General features: G+C 31.2%; 14 protein-coding genes and 1 pseudogene. 4 read left to right on the forward strand and 11 right to left on the reverse strand.

What is annotated here, in order from left to right:
• Positions 1–290 precede the first annotated feature (290 nt).
• The 3 genes from AR328_RS16265 to AR328_RS16275 form a co-directional block, all read right to left on the reverse strand.
• Positions 291–626, reverse strand: coding sequence for a hypothetical protein (locus AR328_RS16265; RefSeq protein ID WP_066297918.1), 336 nt, complete (start codon positions 624–626; stop codon positions 291–293).
• Positions 627–1043: 417 nt separating this feature from the next.
• The gene (locus AR328_RS16270; protein WP_066297922.1) at positions 1044–2831 is read right to left on the reverse strand and encodes a DUF4365 domain-containing protein; all 1788 of its coding nucleotides are present in this window, start codon (positions 2829–2831) and stop codon (positions 1044–1046) included.
• Positions 2832–3378: 547 nt separating this feature from the next.
• A complete protein-coding gene (locus AR328_RS16275; RefSeq protein ID WP_066297924.1) occupies positions 3379–3741 on the reverse strand; it encodes a helix-turn-helix domain-containing protein in 363 nt (120 codons plus the stop codon).
• Positions 3742–3875: 134 nt separating this feature from the next.
• Between AR328_RS16275 and AR328_RS16280 the strand changes: the two genes are divergently transcribed.
• Positions 3876–4868, forward strand: a complete 993-nt coding sequence (locus AR328_RS16280; RefSeq protein WP_066297931.1) for a DGQHR domain-containing protein — start codon at positions 3876–3878, stop codon at positions 4866–4868.
• Positions 4869–5818: 950 nt separating this feature from the next.
• Complete coding sequence (locus AR328_RS16285) at positions 5819–7318, forward strand: reverse transcriptase domain-containing protein (protein WP_066297934.1); 1500 nt, start codon at positions 5819–5821, stop codon at positions 7316–7318.
• A gap of 96 nt (positions 7319–7414) precedes the next feature.
• Here the strand turns inward: AR328_RS16285 and AR328_RS22640 are convergent, their stop codons facing one another.
• A complete protein-coding gene (locus tag AR328_RS22640; RefSeq protein WP_156422719.1) occupies positions 7415–7561 on the reverse strand; it encodes a hypothetical protein in 147 nt (48 codons plus the stop codon).
• A 481-nt stretch (positions 7562–8042) separates the two neighbouring features.
• On the opposite strand from AR328_RS22640, the gene darT reads away from it, so the two are divergent.
• Positions 8043–9410, forward strand: coding sequence for a type II toxin-antitoxin system toxin DNA ADP-ribosyl transferase DarT (darT, locus tag AR328_RS16290; RefSeq protein ID WP_066297937.1), 1368 nt, complete (start codon positions 8043–8045; stop codon positions 9408–9410).
• Positions 9388–10533, forward strand: coding sequence for a macro domain-containing protein (locus tag AR328_RS16295; RefSeq protein WP_066297946.1), 1146 nt, complete (start codon positions 9388–9390; stop codon positions 10531–10533). Before darT ends, AR328_RS16295 begins: the two co-directional genes overlap by 23 nt.
• 213 nt (positions 10534–10746) lie before the next feature.
• Here AR328_RS16295 and AR328_RS16300 read toward each other — a convergent pair whose 3' ends face one another.
• From AR328_RS16300 to AR328_RS16330, 7 genes and pseudogenes are all read right to left on the reverse strand, one after another.
• The gene (locus tag AR328_RS16300; protein WP_066297951.1) at positions 10747–10986 is read right to left on the reverse strand and encodes an HTH domain-containing protein; all 240 of its coding nucleotides are present in this window, start codon (positions 10984–10986) and stop codon (positions 10747–10749) included.
• 267 nt (positions 10987–11253) lie between these two features.
• Positions 11254–11916: a hypothetical protein gene (locus tag AR328_RS16305; protein WP_066297955.1), complete on the reverse strand. Its 663-nt coding sequence runs from the start codon at positions 11914–11916 to the stop codon at positions 11254–11256.
• Positions 11909–13543: a tyrosine-type recombinase/integrase gene (locus tag AR328_RS16310; RefSeq protein WP_066297959.1), complete on the reverse strand. Its 1635-nt coding sequence runs from the start codon at positions 13541–13543 to the stop codon at positions 11909–11911. Before AR328_RS16310 ends, AR328_RS16305 begins: the two co-directional genes overlap by 8 nt.
• A gap of 23 nt (positions 13544–13566) precedes the next feature.
• Positions 13567–16914 carry a helix-turn-helix domain-containing protein gene (locus AR328_RS16315; protein ID WP_066297962.1) on the reverse strand — a complete coding sequence of 1116 codons (3348 nt, stop codon included), beginning with the start codon at positions 16912–16914 and terminating at the stop codon, positions 13567–13569.
• Positions 16915–16922: 8 nt separating this feature from the next.
• Complete coding sequence (locus AR328_RS16320; RefSeq protein ID WP_066297965.1) at positions 16923–18170, reverse strand: hypothetical protein; 1248 nt, start codon at positions 18168–18170, stop codon at positions 16923–16925.
• A gap of 329 nt (positions 18171–18499) precedes the next feature.
• A pseudogene (locus tag AR328_RS16325) lies at positions 18500–18991 on the reverse strand (ATP-dependent DNA ligase); the annotation flags it as partial.
• Between the two features lie 164 nt (positions 18992–19155).
• Positions 19156–20178, reverse strand: coding sequence for a hypothetical protein (locus tag AR328_RS16330; RefSeq protein ID WP_066297970.1), 1023 nt, complete (start codon positions 20176–20178; stop codon positions 19156–19158).
• Between the last annotated feature and the right edge of the window lie 67 nt (positions 20179–20245).

Here is a 20245-nt window from a genome sequence, read left to right on the forward strand (position 1 = left end):
GCCCGATTGTTGAAGAGCTTTATTGAACTAAAGCACCCGTTCGTAATATAAGGTTAGCCAAATTTTTCTGGTTGACCTTTTTTCATATGGTCTTATGATTACGGTAGTCGGGGTAGAACGTCGCACCCGTGGGATTCAATCCCGTTAGCTGAACTGTTCACCCCCTACTTGTATAAACATGTTTCAGGCTGGTTGGGACATAGATCCCGTTTACTTTAAGTACATCTCTTTAAACTCTTTTTCCTCCTATATAGCTTGTTTTCATTCCTATCAGCGATAGCATAGTAATTTTACTCAAACTTAAAAGTCTCAGATGAAATTCCATTTGCTTCTAAGTCACTATAAAGGTACCTAACGATAACTTCCTTAACTATTTCTTCCTTGCTATTTGTCCACTCATTCGGAAGAGAAGTAGGTGCATCCACATTCCAAGATACTATATATCCAGGAACTGATGAATCATCCCAAGACACAGTAATATCTACGGTCGCATTTGCAAGCTCAACATCATCATCACCATCTCCAAACCGGTTTACAACAATCTCATAATTATATGAAAAACGATAAGTATCATTTTTTTTTAATGAACGGACATAATCGTCTTCATTTTCATAGCCATTATACATAAATTTTCCCTCCCAAAATATATTTCGAATTATAAAAAAGCCTTCCATGTAATTGTAACATTTTGTAATTTTATGAGTATATATTTTTTTACTATCCTGCTCTGTTTGTTTAAGTACATTTATTCGCAATCTCACTTAAATATCCAGTTTTGTTTAAAGTCCTATTCCATAAAATGGCCCGATTGTAGAACCAAGAAAAATATGCATATCAACTCAGAATCTTTAATCAAACTTTTATTATTTGTTTTAAATGATCAATATTTTGTATAAAACTGCAGCTAGTGTAGATAATAAATGGGGATGCTAGTCAGCGTTCAAGATGTAATAATAAATATCATAATTAATTTATCCTAATTAGTATGGGGTCTACATATATACAAAGAGCAATTCATAATTATGGAATTGCTCTCTTCTGTACTAGTTTTCCAAAAGGTCATTATAAATTTTTATAATTGGAAGTCCTTCGTAATATTTTTTTATGTATGGTTCGAATTTAGAAAAATAGATTTCGGCTTCTATTTTACTCTGTAAAAGTACACTAATACAGAACTGCACTTCATAATTAGTAATATGTACTGCTCGAAGTTGTAAAAGAGTTGCATAGTCCTCTTGAGTCAGTTTTCCTAACTTTCGTATACGTGCCTGCATCACATTGATTGTGACAATTTGTTGATAATTAGGTATTTTAGATGAATCATATTTTTCGTAAATATATTCTACAAGACTTAACAATTCATAATTTCCACATAAATCAAAAGCAGATAAGCATTTTAGACAGAACTGATTGGTAAATTGACTTACTACTTCATTCTCAAAAGGTTTAATTTTATCGAAAGATTCTTTTATGATGTCAATGTTTAAATTAGCTGAATGTGCCAATGCTGATTTTGTTAAAAGAATATAAATCGAGTGTGGGTATCTGGTTGCCCCTTCGTCACTAGCGATGGCTATATCTTTCATAGCTACTTCTTCAGAAAATGCATTAAGAAGCTTGTTATCCACCTTTGGAACATACAACAATAATATATCTAATTCGCCAATACCGTAATTAACGAAACCCACTCCGTTAAGTTTTTCTAGACCAATTCCATCGTAATTATGGTAATAAAACACATCCACAAATTTGCATGCTTTTTTCATAACTTCTTCATAACCACTTTCAGTCTGTTCTGGCTGTAAAGGCCTATCTAGGCTTATTTTCATTTGTTCAAATATTCCTTTAAGTTTTTGAAGGTTTATATAGTTTTCTTTTAACCCTTCTATAAATCCTTGGAACTTTACCCAATCCTCTCCTAATTCCATCTCCCAGTCAATAGTACTAATTCCCTTAGCTGTTACAAAGTCTATAAAAAAAGGGATAACTTTCAGTTGAGCAGCTAATGAATGGAACCTCTTAAACTTAAAATCTAATTTATTCTTTTTAAGATGTATTCCAAAGTAAAGGGAATTTTCAATAATTAATTCATTTTTTATGACTCCTTCGGTTACTTTAGTGTTTAAAATGTATTTATTATTATTGATATTATAAGTTTCTTCAATTTGTGCAGAAAGTGCACTGATTCGAATGGTATCAAGTGGAATTTTAAGTTTGTCTTTAACACCATAAATATTAAATTCGTGCTCAAAGATGTTTCCTGTTTCTTCTTTTAACGGATTATAAGTTAAACTAGATACTTCGAGAGCATCGAAATCACTTGGTGTGAATGCTTTAATACTTTCAAGGATTTTAATTCTTTCATCATGAAAATCTTTACAAATTTTATATAAAGTTGACTCACTAAGGGGTCTAACTATAACAATTCTACTTTTTTGTTTTTTTTCTTTACATAATTTTATTATTTTTCTTAGCTCGTTTGGAAGCAACTGTTTATAGTATAATTGGGTTTCTCCGGATTCTAGGACTTCTCCAACTAATAGTAAAACACCACTATTACTATAATAATTTTCATAATGCTTTAATTCCAATGAATAAGACCATGGTCTGTTTGTAAACTTATTGACTCCCGTTCCCTTTACTTGAACAGGTACTTTACCAATCAAGGATTCTACAGTTGCAGTGTTGCTCTGTAGTACTTGTATTTCTCCATCAAACGAGATAGCCTTATCGCCTTCAGGAATATCTGCCAGAAGGTTGGAAAATGGTTTTAAAGCTTCCTTTTTTACTTCATTAACTGCCAATCTTTCCAATTGCCAATTTTGATACATATAATCAATCCCTCCTAATAAATAGGAATACATAAACTGCAGTAAAACGCAGCGAAAACAAACTTTTATGTAGTGTGTTCTATGAATGATACTAATTTTAAGAAGTAAATTAGAATCCCTGTACAATATACATCCACAGCAAATATTAATCGAGAAGATTGCCACAGTGGGCTTGGCAAAACCTATTCCTCCAAAGATTAGTGAGTTGAAACAAATTTGAGGATTGTTAAGATGAAGAATTTGTATAAAAAGTAAGGGTATGGTAATTCAAGGAGGAACTAAGGGGTATGTTTCAAGTCTATTTGGAGAAAGAGATTATAAAAAGAATCAAGTTGTTGATCTGATTGGAACCATAAAGAGAAGACTAGATTCGACCATATTTAATTAAGACAAACATATCTTTGGATCCTTGAGTTACAAAGCCTAAATAGCTACTTTATTTAATGGCTATCTAGGCTATACTAGCGTTTGTTTGCTTCATAAAGAAGTGGATGCAATTGTACTCCTACTCTCTATAAACTTTTGTATTAAAAACCATATATCTTTTTTATTTGCTTTCCTTATCATAGTCGTAAGTTTCAAAAATTTCTTTTGTTATTTTATAAACAAGTCTAGAATCATTTATGTTTCTTTCATTTAATAAATCCACTATTGAGTCAATGATTTGCTTTTTACTATAATAATCATCTGCAATTAAATTCTGAACACTAAATAATGCTTTTACATCTACTTCTAATCCATTTAATATTTTTTCTAAAGTTTCTAAGGTAATATTTCTTTCTCCCCTTTCTACCCCTGCCAAGAATGAGGTTTGAAAATCAGCCTTTTCAGATAATCCCTCTAATGTTAGTTCTTTCATTTTCCTTAGTTCACGAATATTTTTTCCAACCAATTTTGCTAAGTTTTCCATTTTATCACCTCTACTTAAGAGTAGGTGAGGCACTTAGCTAGAAACAGATACATATGAGTACATTTTCCATTGATTATTGTACTTATAAGTACTATTTTAGAATAGCCAACAAAAAATATGGAGAGGTGTATAATATGAGTGATTTTTTACCATCAAATATTGTAATTGAAAATGTACTCCAATTTAAAATGAGAGGTAGAGTAGCATACCAAGGGTATGTATCTTCTCAAATTGCCATTAATTTGTCATATTCAAAACCCTATAATCATCCATCTGGAAAAGGATATCAAAGGCCAATAAATAAAGTTCGGAGTAAAGATTTTGCCAACTATCTAACACAAGGAGAAGATTCCTTATATACACCTATTCTACTTAATGCTGCTGGAAATTGGGAATTTCAGGCTTATTCTAAAGACCGTCCACTGTTTGGTAGATTAGTTTCCAAGAAAAAAGCTTCCTTAATGGATGGTCAACATAGACTAGCTGGAATTGAAGAATATGTTAAGAAAACCGATACCACTCTAAATATTCCCTTCCTTGCATTTCATTATCTTGATGAAGATGAAGAAATTAAGCTATTTGATGTAATCAATACAAAAGCAAAAGGGATAGGAACTTCCCTAAGTCGATATCTAAACAGAAACAATGACGATATAAGCTGGGTCTCTACAAATCTAATTCTCAGACCTGAAAGTCCTTTTCATACTAAAGGAACACTTATTGGTAAAAGAACAAAAGAAAAACATATTACACTTCAAAATCTCTATAATATGGTTACTTTATTGATTAAAAAATCTGACTTAGAAGACCTTTCAAAAGAAAAAATATTGGGGCTCTCATTGTTTTACTTTAATGCAATAAAAGAAATACTTCCGGAGGAATGGGAAGATTTTAAATCTTATAGATTAACACATATCATCGCTTTAAATTCTTTAGCAATGGCCGGAAACGAAATTATCTCAAATAATTTCTTGCATAAGAGCCAACAACCTAATTCTAGTAAAATTTTATCGATGTTATGGAATCTGAAACAAATTGATTGGTCAATAAATGGAGATTTACAGTATCTAAAAGGAGTAAGTGGTTCAAGAATTTTATCCCAAGATATACTAAATTGCATAAGATAGGATAAACATATCAAGTTTGCTTAAATATAATATCTCCCACATATCTAATTTTGTGGGGAGATATTGGATCTCTTACTACCAAAATATGGGAAGAAAAAGGAATTAAGACTTTAAACTAAAATTTTTCGTAGAATCAAATATTTTGTAGGAAAATTTAAGGCTTTAAAAATGTTGTTTTAAAACTAGGTTGATTACAGCCATCCAAATGTACCACGTTTGACATAGTTTTTACCATCAAATGACATGAAACGTACCGAGGAATGATAGGACGTTTATCAGAACAATCCTAAAATAATATAAGGGTTATAAAGTCTAGTTTGGAGTATCAAAAATGTGAAAAATTGTTTGAATTTTAATAAGCCCAGCCTTACTCAAACTATGCTGATTAAGAGTAACCCTTTTATTACGTAGTAGACGTATACTGCGCAGTAAAAATCAGTTCTTTTGTGAAAGAATGTACTTAAAGTACAGAAGTTTATTTTTATGTGTTGATTTCCACAATCTGGCCAGATTGTGGAAAGTGGCTGGACACAACTAAATTATCCATTTCTAAAATCGAATAATAAACATAACTCAACATATGAAAAATAATAAAAACCGAACTATTCCGAAGCTCTATAGTAGAGTTTCAAATAATAGTTCGGTTTTTTCAATGGCTGAAAACCTTTTGTCCCAGCCTCATAAAATCTAAAACTGTCTTCTTTCCAGCACCATATCCTTCATATATACATAATACATAGATTACTATTTACGTTTCAAATTAATTGTTATATAGTTAGATTATGCCATTAGGTGGTGAACGGAAGCCATATAATTCGGATTCTAATTCGAAAATGGAGAACAAAGCTCACTCAAGCTAAGTTCTAAGTGAGAACTTATTTTTAATTATGGTTTGCGTGGAAAGTCTTATCTTTTAAAGGTAAGACTTTTTGTTTAGGAGGGGAAATGTTATGTTACTCGAAGAAATAGAATTTCATATTGAACAGATAGCAGAAAGAAAATCAAAAGAATTTCAAAAATACCACAATAACATTGAATTAATAAACCAAAGAGAACGCAGAAGAATTAAAAATCCAATTTTAAAAGAAGTAAGAACACCTGAAGAATGGGATGTTGATAAAAAATTCAATCCATTCTATGTTTTGAAGCATAAAAACCAAATTGCTAAATCAATTTTTAAAAAGTTAATCAACGGGACTTATCAACCTTTCACACCATATGTGAAGCAAATCCCTAAGAAAAATAGTACTAAAACGAGGCCTGTCCATGTTTATCAGATCCCTGACGAAGCTGTTTCTAACTATTTATACAATAGACTACTTAGCAAAAATAAACATAGGTTTAGCTCCTTTGCCTATGCTTATAGAAATGACAGAAATGTACATTATGCCATTCAGGATATTGCATTAGATATTAAAGGAAATCCTAGAATGTTTGTTGCTGAGTTTGATTTTAGAGATTTCTTTGGTTCAATTAACCATGAATATTTGTTATCACAATTTAATAAGAATGGATTTTTAATTAGTGATTTTGAATCAGATATAATTAAAAAGTTTCTTATTCATTTTCCAAAAGGTATTGCTCAAGGAACGTCAATCTCACTTTTTTTAGCAAATTTGGCATGCTGGTCATTAGATAAAAAACTAGAATTAGAGGGGCTTAGATTTGCAAGATACGCAGATGATACTGTTATATGGTCAGAAAGTTACCAAAAAATTTGCAAATCATTTGATATAATACAAGATTTCTCAAGAGAAACAGGGGTTGAAATAAATTTTGATAAATCTCATGGTATAAGTCTTTTGTCCAAGAAAGGTATGCCTTCAGAATTTCAATCTGATAAGAAATCTATTGAATTTCTAGGATATAAGCTTTCCGGTGATAACATTAGTATCAAGCCTAGTTCTGTAAATAAAATTAAAGAACACATAAGTTACTTACTATTTAAAAATCTTATTCAACCATTAAATACAAAACCACTTCAATCTGTAAAAATTCCTAGTAATAACAACGATAGTGACTTTGTTACCGCTATTATGCAAATACGAAGATATCTATACGGAAATTTGAATGAAAACATGTTAAAAAACTATTTGAATGGTTCATATAAACGTCTTAACTTTAAAGGTGTAATGAGCTTTTACCCTCTTATAGATGACGAAAAACAGATGAAGGAACTTGATAGGTGGTTACTATCAACAATTCTTAACACATTAAGAAAGAGAAACAAATTGTTGATTTGTCACGGGCATAAACGCTCAAATCAGTTTCCATTCAACCTAGATAAGAATAATTTGCTTAAAGAATGCAAGCGAAAAAGAATACATGGAAAAAAGGGACTAATTGAAATACCAAGTTTTACAAGAATATACCAGGCGATAAAAGAATCAGTTACGGTAAAGGGTATAGAAGCAACTATGCATCCAAAATCCAATGAGTATAGTTACTAAAGTTCATATAAATCCTTAAATATCACTTGAGTGGTCTTTTTTAAAATTATCACATTAGCAATTAATTTTAGTTGTAATACCAATTCAATAGTGCTATTACATCCATTCATGTTCTAAATTCTGAATGAGACCAACTACATTCCATATTAATGGACTAGCCAGAAAACAAACAGCAGTAGTATCACCTTCTATACGATTTTGTTCCACAATCGCGTACTTGAATAATGGCAAAAATAAAGTCATTTCCTCCATAGTACAACGATAAAGTTGAAAACTTTAGGAGACGATTACATTTATTAGGTAATCGTCTTTTTGCATTTGACTAAATACTGCGCAACAAAGAGCTAACATTCAGATGGCTTTGTGAAAGAATAAGCTAACGAAGCACTTTAGTTAAACAACAAATAGAAAAATTATCGGCCTTAAACACTTCCTTAACAGAAGTGTTTTTTTATATTAGGAGATAAACTTTTGGTATTACTGAATAGATTCCGTTTTCACATAACAGTTTCTTCTATCGTACAAGAAATGTTTGTTATTTTGAATGACCTAAGTGGTATGTTTAGGAAATATTAAAATAATTACGGAGGTATTCAGTCTAAACATGTCGAATTAAAGTGATTGTAAAAACAAGAGTATCAAAAAATCACTCAAGCAAAAATATCAAGAATATGTATGTAGAAACATAGAGGTATTTAAAAATTTTTAATTAAAGGAGAATAATATGAAAATTCCACAAAAATACAAAGGGAGATATTTTTACCATTTTACACATATTGATAATATCGAATCAATAGTGAAACATGGCCTATTATCCACCAACGAAAAAGAAAGAATAAGTGTTGAACATGTTGACTTGGCAAATGAAGATATTCAACTAAGGAGAAGTCAAATGGATGTTCCATGTGAACCTTACGGGAAAATTCATGATTATGTTCCTTTTTATTTTGCGACCGTAAATCCTATGTTATTAGGTGTACTTAATAGGAAAAATATTGATCAACCATTAGTAGTATTTATTGCTATATCAATAGAGAAATTATTGAATGGTAATGTGGTATTTACTGATGCATCTGCAAATACTTTGGTACATCCTAATTTTTACAGTAATCCTGAAGATTTAGACAATCTGAAATGGGATTTAATTGATAGTAATAAATGGAATCGTGGTACTGATAACGAGTTGCATTCTCGAATGGCCGAAGTTCTTATACACAAAAAAGTCCCGATTGAATGGATAGACAGCTATGTTGTTTTTAATAATATTTGCAAAAAAGAAATTAAGAAGGTTTATGAAGATTATGGACTACAAACACCCACTATTTCACACCAACCTTTTAATGATAGGTATTTCTTTTTTACAAAATTTTTTATGAAAGATAGGGAAAGAGAAACTTTAGTAACCGGTCCGATTTTTCTTAGAAACGAGTTTAAAGAGGTAATTAAAAATATTAAAGAAAAAAGGAAAAATGAAGAATCAAAACAAAGTGCTTTTCAGGACATAAATGATGCATTATTGAAAATTAAAAAGGATTTTTGTATTTTAAAAGAATTAGAAGATATTTTTGAATTAGAGACTGATAATAAAGTACATTCTGATAATGTTAGCGACCATACACTCCAGGTTGTCAGTAACTTAGAAGATAACAAGTATTATAGAAGTCTCTCTGAAAGTGATAAAAAGCTGGTTAAATTATCTGCTTATTTACATGACATTGGTAAAGGCCCTAAGTCAAAATGGAAAAAGGGTATTCAAGCTGCATATCCAGATCATCCAGCAGATTCAATTCCAATGTTAGAAAGAATTCTAGTTGAGGAATTTAAAACAATGTCAAAATATGAAATTCGGAAAATTTGCCTATTAGTCATCTACCATGACATAATTGGAGATATTCTTGCAAATGGCAGAAGTGAGAAAGAATTATTAAGCCTAAAAATTGATGAAAATGAATTAAATATGTTAATTGCCATCTCTATAGCAGATATTTCTGCAATTACCCCTTTTTGGACTCGTAATATCGAAGTAAAGCTACCGAGTTTCATTAAAAAAATAAGTAAGGAGATTTTAAATGATAAAATTCGTATCAGGTGATTTTTTTGATTATGATGCTGATATCCGAATAAATACTGTAAATTGTGTAGGCGTTATGGGTAAAGGGGTTGCTTTAATTTTTAAAAATAAGTTTCCAGATATGTTTATTGATTATTATAATGCATGCAAAAGAAATGAACTTAAACCAGGTAAACCCCATGTGTGGAAGGAAGAAAATTTGTTTTCTTCATGTACCATCATTAACTTTCCCACAAAAGTTCACTGGAGAAACCCCTCAAAATATGAGTATATAGAAGAAGGATTAATTTGGTTAAGGCAATTTCTCTTAGAAAAAGAGAATTCTACTGTAACTTTACCTGCTCTAGGTTGTGGACATGGCGGACTTGATTGGAATAAAGTAAAAATTATGATCAATAAATACTTAAGTGGTCTAAGTACACAAATCCTAGTATTCGAACCCAATAGTTCAACAAGAACATCTAATAATAAATCAGACGAAATACAATTAAGGGAGCAAAATATTCAGAGGTTTTTACCGGGGGATAAGCATTATCCACCTAAATTAATAGAACATTCTACACGCGAAATATATTGTAAGGGGAATACTGAATTATTACATAAAAAGAATATAGCTATTGTAGCAAATTATAAATCAAGTGATAGAGAAAAGAATGCTTTATTAAAGATTATAAATGAACTTCCAGTAGGTGAATTTGTCTTTACCCTTGGATGGGGAAGTAGCTATGAAAAAGATTTAGCAAAAGAAATACTTTCTAAAGGTTTTGATGTTATATTTGTTATTCCATTTGGAATATTACAATTAAAAGTTCGTAAAGATTTAGAGTCATTATGGAACTATGAAAAAATTGCTGTATTGTCAACGACAAGGCCAAATGAAGCATGGAAGAACTACGAAAATGTTAATTCACTTAAATTACGTATGAAACTTGGAAATTTAATTGTGTTTAACAGCCTTAATTTAGAATATATAGTGCAATATGCAAAAGAGATTGATGAATTTGATGGTGAATTTTTCTATATAAATTACTGGGATAGCGAAATTGATTTTTTTAAAAATATAGCAGCACAAAAAATTGGGATAAGCCCTGTAACAAAAAAACCCAATGTTCTACCACTGTTAAATTCATTAAAAGAAATATAAATATATATAATAGGACTAGATAATGTTATTTTGCTATCGTGTGCCTATATTAAAGAACATAATAAGAAACAAGTAAGTTGCTGCGTAGTACAACGATACTATGCAATAGAAGATGATAGCCTACAATCCCACGCGATTGAGAGAACCATAAGCCTAATTCCTCGGTAAAATTGGAGGATTAGGCTTTTTCAATTCAATAACTCTAAAGTTTTTCTATTGGTAAATACGTTGACTGCTAGTGGTAAATTCAGTGGTAATTGTTGGTGCAATCATTGACATAATATACCCTTTCTTTTCGTGAGGTAAATGAGCAAAATCAGTTTTATGATTTGAAAACTCCAAAACTGTTTCCTCATCCAGACCACTAATTAAACCAAATGTGTAAGGAGTTATTTTATAATCCTCAAGAACGATTTTTAAATAATCTCTCGGGTCTCCACTTTTTATATCCATTTTATTAAATACTTCCGAAAATATATGTTTATACTTCAATAGTTCAATACCAATTGTTTAAATTCCTTTTTTGGAGTAACCCTGCTCCTATAGTTTGAGTACAAGCCTTTTCAAATTTAAATATGTTATTCCAGAATCTGGCCTTTAATGGTATAAAGAAGGAAAAATTGTTTCCATCTGATGGCCTTCTAGAGACAAATTTGTAATATCACAAATTTGATTTACAGTCATAATTCATAAATGCTATCGGAATTGCAAAATCTTAATTTAATCCTCTTTAAATAAATCAGGAAACATCGTAGAAAGATCTTGAATAGAACTTTCGGTTGTTTCCTGGTTTACAGAAAACATTTTATTAAATTCTTTCTCTTCTAATGCCGTATCGTGGGAAGGATTGCTATTGAATTGTACTAAATTAACTTTAATTCCTTTTTCCTCACGAATATGTGAGAAGCTACTAGTAATGACTAAGGTTTTATATAACATTTCATAATGGCTAGCCTTTTGTTCAACGAATTTAATCTCTTCTTTCTGTTTTTCAACAATGTCAGTTAGCTCTTCTAAGGAAATCATTTTTTCCTTTAATGAGGATAATTCTTGATAATTTTGACGAAACATTTGTTCAAATAGGTATAATTCGTAGATGATTTTTGTCTTGTCATTATTATGGCGTTCAAAAATTTCTTCGATATTTGGAAAGTAAACATCATCCAGTGTAGCATTATTGGGAAGAATAATAGGCTTGTTCAGTTCATTAATATATTTCTCAATTCTGCGTTTCCAAGTTTGTCTTCCAATACCCGTTTCGTCTTGTAGAAATTGAAAGGTAATTTTTCTTCCACGGTTTTTTTGTTTAATTGCAAGAGCCATTTCTTTTAATTTTTCATCACTAATCTTTTTAGGACGCCCTGGTGTATTATTATTACTCATTCTTATACCTCCTAATCCATGCTTCAACGGTCGATCTCTGATCCATAAATCTTGTTAGTTGGGATGAAGCTGAATTTAACTTAGATTGTCCGGATTCCTGGTGCCTAAGATTCTGAAAATCATAAAACATATTTTTACTGAGAGAAAACATCATGTCGGTAACTTCCTGTATATTTCTTTGGATTGATTGGGAACAATCAGTTAACCACTTTAGCCCTTTCTCTAAATCATTAATAGCTGGTTTAAAAATATAGAATGGTTGACATACTCTACACTCTCCAGCACAATTATCTGGAAAATCAGGATTACTACAAAAACCAAAATCGACTTTTCTATATTTTTCAAGGTCTGTGTCTTCATAGATTAATCCCTTATCATATGTATATCTTGAGGTGCTTGTCATGTTTTTACCAATGTTAGTCTCAAGGTTTAGTTCAAGTTTTTTTTGGGCAAGTAAATATACTTGTGATTGTACAAAGTGGTCAACATGAGAATAATAGTTGAATTGCATTTCTAAATCTTCATGACCAGCCATTCGGGCAATCGAAAGCATATTGAAACCTTGCAAAAACATATTCATTACAGCAAAGTGTCTGGTGTCTCCTGAAGTAACTTTTTCTAAGAATTCATTTTGAATTACTTGGGTATAAAAATCATCGATTATGCGTTGTAAATATTTATCAATCAACCTATTCTTTTTTCCTTTTCTTTGACGAAGGCTCCCTTTTGGATTAGGTAAAAATCTGACGTATAAGTCATAAGGCAGTAAATAATCTGTTTCAATCCTATTGTCATCAATAATCTGAATGTACATTGAAATGATTTCGTAGATCTCCTGATTAATTTGAACTGTATCCGTAACATCAATTTTAAAAGGAGAGTCTGCTTTTTTCTTCTCTCTTGGAAGGGTGATCCAGTAGGTTCCATCATTTTTCTTTTCGATACAATTTTTCTTAAGTTTTAGAAATTCTATTACTCTCATTGGTAATACGTTTGTTAGTTTCCACCAAATTAAGATTGGATAAAACCGAATATGATCCTCTGAATTTATAGAATTAAAAAACGCTTCTAGAGATTCATTGAAAGCTATTACATCAGGAAAAAAGGGAAGTTCTCGATTATTTCTTTCTGGAGCCTTTATTTGGTTGCAAATATCAATAATTTCTAAGTTCAAAGGGTGTTCATAGAACGATAGAAATAATTTAATCGTTCCTGCCATATCGTAACCAACTAATGGAGTTTGCGAAGTTAAAAGAGCCTCTAGTCCCTTTAAATCTTCAAATCTATTTGTTTTTAAGATTACTTTTTTCAAGGTCGTAAGTATTCTATGACAAGAACCTATAGATGTTCCTGTCATTTTTTTAAGGAGAATATACCCTTTTAAAGCTTTATTTAATTCTTTGTACATCTCTATATCAAAGTTAAAGATAATATCCCGGTCTTTATTTTCGTCATACATAAACCAAACTGGATCATCAAAATATTCAGCATTAATTAAATTGTGTTCTTTCAAAAAAGAAAAGTACTTCCTTAACTCGTCTTCAGCAATTTTAGTATGAGTAACGGTCTCAACTGATTTTAATGTGATATTTTCTGAAAGTTTGCCAATGTCGATTTTCACTTCCATATTACTTGTCACGCCCTTTGGATTTATACTAATAATGGACTTAACTGCAGAATTCGTTTTCTAATACCAATTAGGTCAATAAAAGTTTCAATATATTTCTCTCCATAGACAGAAATTGCTTCATTAAGAAGTAATAAGTATATTTTTAGGAAGTAAGAATCTCTCTCTATAATCGTTGCATGTCTATTTGTCTCAATAGATGTCATTAGATGTTCAATCTCTTGCTTAATGTGAATGATTGTGTAGACTTGGGGAATAAAGTATTCACATGAATAGCATGACCGTAGATTGGGTTTTTTGCAGTCTGGGTATGTCAAACATGAACCGTGTTCATCACGAGAAGGCATTTTCCCACTAAAAATGGATCTTATCAGATCTTTAATTTGTTGATGATTTAATTCACTTAGTTTTTTTAATATAGGTTCCCGTTTTTTATCAAGTTTTTGGAGGAAAATTGCCCAATTCTCCAATTGCATAGGGCTAATTTCTTTTCTTAATTCCATTATGTAATGGGTTCTGACATCAATAGGTAAATGAATATTTTCATCTTCAAACATAAGCTTAATTAACGTATTATAAAGCCAACCAAAATGACCTCTATTGAACAAGTTTAAGGAAACATTACCTAGGGAACCATCAAAATTTGTTGCTTTAACGTAAACAGCTGTAGAATTTTCCCTTTCATGAGAACGCGTCTGCTGTGTATATGTTAAAGCTAATTCAGGATCGGGAGCATCATCAACGATACTATTAAAAAGATAAGTCATGGTTGAACGATTCATTACCAAACTCTTAAAGTCTTTTAAATTTGAATTAAATTTAAAGAAATTTAGGTGCTGATTATTTGGTGTACGAGCTTTTAGATCAATTGAAATTAGTGATTGAAGTAAGTATTCATCCTCAGCTTGACGCCGATGTAACTCACAAATTATAAATGCATTTCCGGCAGGTAAGATAAAATCCATGGGCACGAGAAAGGTGAGGAGTGAATTTGTCTTGGATGTGGTTAAGCCTCGCGTTTTATAATAGATTTGATTTATTACAATTTGGGCCTGTTCTGTTGTAACCTTGTTTGTCAAAAACCATTCAAAATCATGAATATTTACGGCTTCTAATTCAAGATCTAAAAGGCTATTTACAATATCTGTAGCTCTCCAGGTATCCATTAAATGCATAATAGTAAATAGCCACATGTTGGCATAATGCTGACTTCTTAAAGCTTCGGAAATATGTCTCTCAACATTTTTAGTGTAGGAGAGGTATTCTAGATAGATTTCAGGAGAATATATTTCTTTTCCATCATCTTTAGTGGATCGCGAAGGCGAAATAATAAAGTTCTTATTTTTTTCGATGCCCAAGACGCCAAACACATACTTAAAAAACCAATTTGCTAATGTCCTATGAGAAAGTGTATATGACTCATCTAAAAGGATGGACTGGATCTTTTCTTCACTTAATACAAAACATTCCTTTGGCAAATTTACGATAATTTTTTCAAAGCAATTTTTAGCCCGAGAACACTCTGACTTAATATAGCTTACATGACCATTTAATGACGAAATTCTAACGGATATATAATCAAGATAGTATTTTTTTGTTTTCTCAATATGCTTTGGAATTGGGAAGTTTTTGATATTATTAATCAAATTTCTCAGTAAATCAACTTTATTAAGTGTTTTATCTATTTTATTTTTTTCACTTTTTTTCTTTGGTGGTTTTGGTAAAGTTCCAAATTTCTTATATTCATCTAAAACGGTGAGAGGAATAAAGTAATCTCCCTTTTCCTTAAAAGCCTTGGGAAAATATCCTTCTTTTATATAACGGCTTACCGTGCTTGGGTGCAAATTTAAATAACGGGCTGCCTCATATGTTTTTAAACATTGTTTTAATTCTTCAGATTTTGAAATGTATAATGACAATGCATCTTGGGTGATTGAATTTACTCTATTTCCATTTTCAAAACATTTTAAAGGTACCCCTAATTCACCGTTCCTGATAAGTAAATCAGCTGACTTATAAGTAATCTTTAGTTTTTCTGCAACTTCCTTAGTGGTTAAATTCCCCTGGGGTTTTTGAACTTGAATTGTGCTGATATGGTTATTTGATCTCAATTGTTCAAAAAAATCGTCAGGAAGTGTTTTCAATTGTTCAGGGTCTAAATAAATCTTATCGTTTATTATTTTCACATTAAATAGTTTTAGATCTATACATTTTTGTATTGTATTGGGGGAGACACCTAATAATTCTGATGCTTTAGAACGTGAAATCAAATTTTTTTGAGATAAAAGTTCTTCAATTTTATTTATAGGGAGATACCAAGTATCTAGCCACCGAATTCCGCCTGAGATCTTTTGGCTATTTATCCAATTTACAATGGTGGAATGACTCACACTGAGTATATCCATTGCTTGATACGTCGTTATATAATTCTCATTTAGTTTACTAATGAATTCTTCATAATTTAGTACGGAGTATTCTGGGATAAGAAAGAAATTTGATGGACCTGAAGTTGATTTTCCCATTCTTTTAACATCTTTGAATCGGCCTTGATTAATCCACCGAACAATCTCTATCGGGTCAACTTTAAAGTGTTGGGCTAACATATTTGTACTATAGTATCCCTTTGGGATAGTTCCATCTTTATAATAAGCAAGCAGTGTACCATATTCTTTCAGGAAACCATCTAGAATATCTCTAGGTAATAAAAGCCTATTATCTTTAAAAGATTTTTGTAAGTTGTGTTTAAATAAATCACGGACTTTTTCTATTGAAATACCGAGCCTATCCGACATTTCCTTTACACTTAACATTTGTTCTTCTTGGTCCAACTTTTTCTTTATAGACATTACAGATGATTTAGATATGAATAAATCGCCTTTCCACTCTATGGTGTCGCTAAAGTAACCCCTGATTTTCCAGTTATACAGAGCACTTGTTGAAATGTTTAATATATTCGTTACATCTGTAGATTTTATATAATGCTCCTCTAGATTATCAAGTTGCTTCTCATACTCTAATACCGAAGTCTCAGGGATCAAATAATAATCAGGAGCTCCTAGAGGTACTCCTGATTTTTCAACATCTTTGAAAAGGTTTTGTCGTATCCATAAAGTAATAGTAGCTCTTTTAACTTTAAATCTTTGAGCTAACATATCTACGGTGTAATAACCTTTAGGAACACCATTTTTTAGAAATGAAAGCTCTTTTGAATTTGAGAGCTTGAAATCTTCTAAAATTGATTTGGCAATCATAATAGTCTTAAATTTGGAAGAGGGACAAGTCTCTAATCGTTTTGATTTTGTCCAAAAATAAACTTTCTCTTCAGAAACACCGAGGTACTTAGCAGCTTCTTTGATTGTGAACTTTTCCATTATTACACCTATTTATTAATACCTTTACTGTTTTCAATAAGTCGAGGAATATAACTACCGTGCATATGATTAAGTCGCTCCTCTAGTTTTTTCCTAAATCTAGTTGTTCCCTTTAGATACCTTAATGAAGAAAGAAGGGAGCTATCTCCGCGTGGCACTGCAATTTCATAAGGATTCTTAGCATATTCAGCCAACATATTACTGAAGATTCCTCTGCCGATATGAGTGGACCACTTTGACATATTAAGATGGTGAGCAAGTAACTTATCGTTAATGTTATTGCTGTTTTTTAAGCAGTATATAAAATATTTCTTTACCTTATCAAAGTATTGCCGATAACTTTTAGCTGACATCGCCTTTCCATCACGATTAACAAATAATGCGCTTGTTCCATCGCTACAAGTAAAAAGTTCCTGATGATCGTTATATAGTTGGTTAAACCAGTTTTGTAGAATAAGTACTGATTGTTTTCTTGGTTTCTTAACGTAATTTGCACCATCGGTGTCCTTTAGATCAGTACGGAGCATATTTTCCTTCAAATTTATAAGGACAGATTCTCCATTTAGCGTATGTTTAATAGAACTTCGCTTAACATTCACAACTTCGCCAACTCTTAATCCACCAAAAATCTGAAGGTATAACCCTAGGACGATAGGTTTTGCAATCAAGCAAGCAATTTCAAATAGTAAAGGTAAGTGTTCAATCGGAAAAGTGTGTTCGGTCTCTTTACTTGAGTAGCTTGGAAAAATAACGTTTTTAAATGGCGAGATATGGACTTTTTTACCGTTTGTATTAAAGTAACTCTCAAATGTTTTGGAGGGGACTTGGGGTAGGCATTCCTTTTTTGAGAGGTAATAATAAAATAAAGTTAAAGTTCTTTCTTGATCCTTAACAGTTTCTCTCGCTTTACCTTCTTCTGTTAAGGAATTAAGATATTTTTCCCCATGAGTTATGTCTAAATCATTTAGGGATTTTACTTTCAGCCTATGTTTTTTATCAATTATGTAATTTAAAAAGGATGATACATTTAATGCGTGTTTCCGTTGGGTGTTGTAAGAAGAAAACTTCCAGTTCGTAAAGATAAAATCAGTTATTGGATGAACTATTTCAGTTTGATCATCTTTGTTCTGAAGACATATAAATGCAATTTGCTTTTTTTCGAAACCACCACTGTTTGTTATCTTCCAGTCAATCCAAATCGTATCAGTTTTAAATTTATGTCTTGAACTATACAACTCAGATAAATTTGAACTCATTCAACCATCCACCTTCTGTTAAATAATCTATATATAATTAATGCATATTTCAGAATTTTTGTACAGAAGGATAATAAAATAATTTAGTTAGTTATGTAAGAATGCTATAATTTTACTGAAAATATTATGTACAGTGGATTACCTTTTAATTATTTGTTAATCCCTCTGACGTAAACAGTATACATCATGCATTATGTACATTTTATATTTTGTACATTTATATGTAGATACTNGATTACCTTTTAATTATTTGTTAATCCCTCTGACGTAAACAGTATACATCATGCATTATGTACATTTTATATTTTGTACATTTATATGTAGATACTCATAACGATACCTTCTAACTCATTTTGTTTAACTAGTTCGAAATATTGATCAGCTTTACCTATTAGCCATTGAGTAGGTAGAATATGTGGATGCTTAGGCAGAATGGAGGCAAGCAATTCCTTACGTTCTAAAAGCGGAAGATGCGTTACTTTCTCCCCCTTATAATAAATAATATCGAAAACACAATATTGAATGAAGTGAGGAGATTTTTTACTCATGAATCTTTCCATCATTGCTTCAAAGTCTGGCTTTCCACCTTCCCCTGGCACAATAATTTCTCCATCGAGTACGATGCCATTTGGAATATCGAGATTTAGAAGTTCTTTAAAAAGGCTAGTGACTTCATTATTATGGCGTGAATATAGCTTTATCTTGTTATCAAACTTAGATAGAAGGAGCCTAATTCCATCAAGTTTCAGCTCTGTTATATAACTATCATCATCATTAAAAGGGGTTGCTGATTTACCTAATAACATAGGGCTGACAAACATCTTCTTCACCTCTATCATTATTGTAGAGGATTTGTAAGTTTATTTCCTTGGATGTTAATGTTAATCAAGGATTATATTACAAATGAGTTAATTATTCAGGTTTTTACATTTACTAAACTAGTGAAAATTAATAAGACCTAGTGAATTCACTAGGTCAAAATGGCTTAATATCCATACGATTTAAAATCGAACTCTTTATAATTGCTATTTACATGCTCTCTTAAAAATTGATCTTTTCCTTCATCATCCCAATAGACTATATAATACATACCATCAAAAGGAGCTAAAATAAATATATTCATATAATCTCTATTCATCCATTCAACAATAAAAGCAAAATCCGGTCCGTATCTTTGTTCTAATTTTTTCCGAAGTGAATCATTTAGGGTGTCATGTGGTATTTCCTCAATAAGCAAACCATTAGCATCTCCTGCTTTTCTAATCCTTTCAGCTAACAGATTAAACACAGTATAAACGTCAAGACCAACATTGATATCTTCTTTCGTTAGCGTTTTAAAAGTCTCATAGTCATCCACCTGGGCTAATCGATATGCCTCATAGAGAGTATTTCTCCCATATTGTCTTATATAATTGTCTATCGTTGTACCTGATTTTTCTGTTACCGGCCCTTCAAAGAACGTAAATTTGTTACCTTGATCCATTACAGTATCCCGGCGAATAACTTTGTTTTCATTTTTTTGTTTATGGATTATCCATCCAACAGGTTCAATATCATTATTGAAAGACCACTCGGCTACGACTGCATAATTAATACCATATGATCCAAATTCATCCTCTAGTACTTTAAGATAAAATGGAGTTAATTCTTCCTTTTCTACCTCTTGAAGATTTGCTCTTACCTCTTCTAAGCCGCCTTTATATTCCAGCATTTCAGCTAGGTTGGATAAGAGTTCATCCGTTGTGAAATCCTTATCAAAATTTCCAGCAACTTTTTGAAATTCCTCAATATTATTGTTGCTAGCAGCAGTATACATCGAAATGACAGTATCCGTTAAACCAGTAATTGATGGTGCTACATCTGTCTCCGTTCCTATCTGTTGTACAGGCACTTTTTCAATTTTAGTTTCCGTTTCAACCACTTGTTCCGAAGCTTTTTCAACATTTGAATCGCTGCAACCAAATAATATGGATGATGCTAGTATAGGTAAACAAATAAATTTCTTCATATTAACTCTCCTAGAAGTATGATTAAAAGTTTTGGTATTAACACATAAATTATAAAGCTCTTTAGAA

Source organism: Bacillus sp. FJAT-29937 (assembly GCF_001509555.1).
Lineage (GTDB): Bacteria > Bacillota > Bacilli > Bacillales > Cytobacillaceae > Cytobacillus.

Coding starts and splice junctions, on each gene's coding strand:
- AR328_RS16275 (WP_066297924.1), bottom strand. CDS start 3,741: ATGGAAAACTTAGCAAAATTGGTTGGAAAAAATATTCGTGAACTAAGG.
- AR328_RS16280 (WP_066297931.1), top strand. CDS start 3,876: ATGAGTGATTTTTTACCATCAAATATTGTAATTGAAAATGTACTCCAA.
- AR328_RS16295 (WP_066297946.1), top strand. CDS start 9,388: ATGATAAAATTCGTATCAGGTGATTTTTTTGATTATGATGCTGATATC.
- AR328_RS16315 (WP_066297962.1), bottom strand. CDS start 16,914: ATGGAAAAGTTCACAATCAAAGAAGCTGCTAAGTACCTCGGTGTTTCT.
- darT (WP_066297937.1), top strand. CDS start 8,043: ATGAAAATTCCACAAAAATACAAAGGGAGATATTTTTACCATTTTACA.
- AR328_RS16265 (WP_066297918.1), bottom strand. CDS start 626: ATGTATAATGGCTATGAAAATGAAGACGATTATGTCCGTTCATTAAAA.
- AR328_RS16310 (WP_066297959.1), bottom strand. CDS start 13,543: ATGGAAGTGAAAATCGACATTGGCAAACTTTCAGAAAATATCACATTA.
- AR328_RS16285 (WP_066297934.1), top strand. CDS start 5,819: ATGTTACTCGAAGAAATAGAATTTCATATTGAACAGATAGCAGAAAGA.
- AR328_RS16320 (WP_066297965.1), bottom strand. CDS start 18,170: ATGAGTTCAAATTTATCTGAGTTGTATAGTTCAAGACATAAATTTAAA.
- AR328_RS16305 (WP_066297955.1), bottom strand. CDS start 11,916: ATGAGTAATAATAATACACCAGGGCGTCCTAAAAAGATTAGTGATGAA.
- AR328_RS16330 (WP_066297970.1), bottom strand. CDS start 20,178: ATGAAGAAATTTATTTGTTTACCTATACTAGCATCATCCATATTATTT.
- AR328_RS22640 (WP_156422719.1), bottom strand. CDS start 7,561: ATGACTTTATTTTTGCCATTATTCAAGTACGCGATTGTGGAACAAAAT.
- AR328_RS16300 (WP_066297951.1), bottom strand. CDS start 10,986: ATGGATATAAAAAGTGGAGACCCGAGAGATTATTTAAAAATCGTTCTT.
- AR328_RS16270 (WP_066297922.1), bottom strand. CDS start 2,831: ATGTATCAAAATTGGCAATTGGAAAGATTGGCAGTTAATGAAGTAAAA.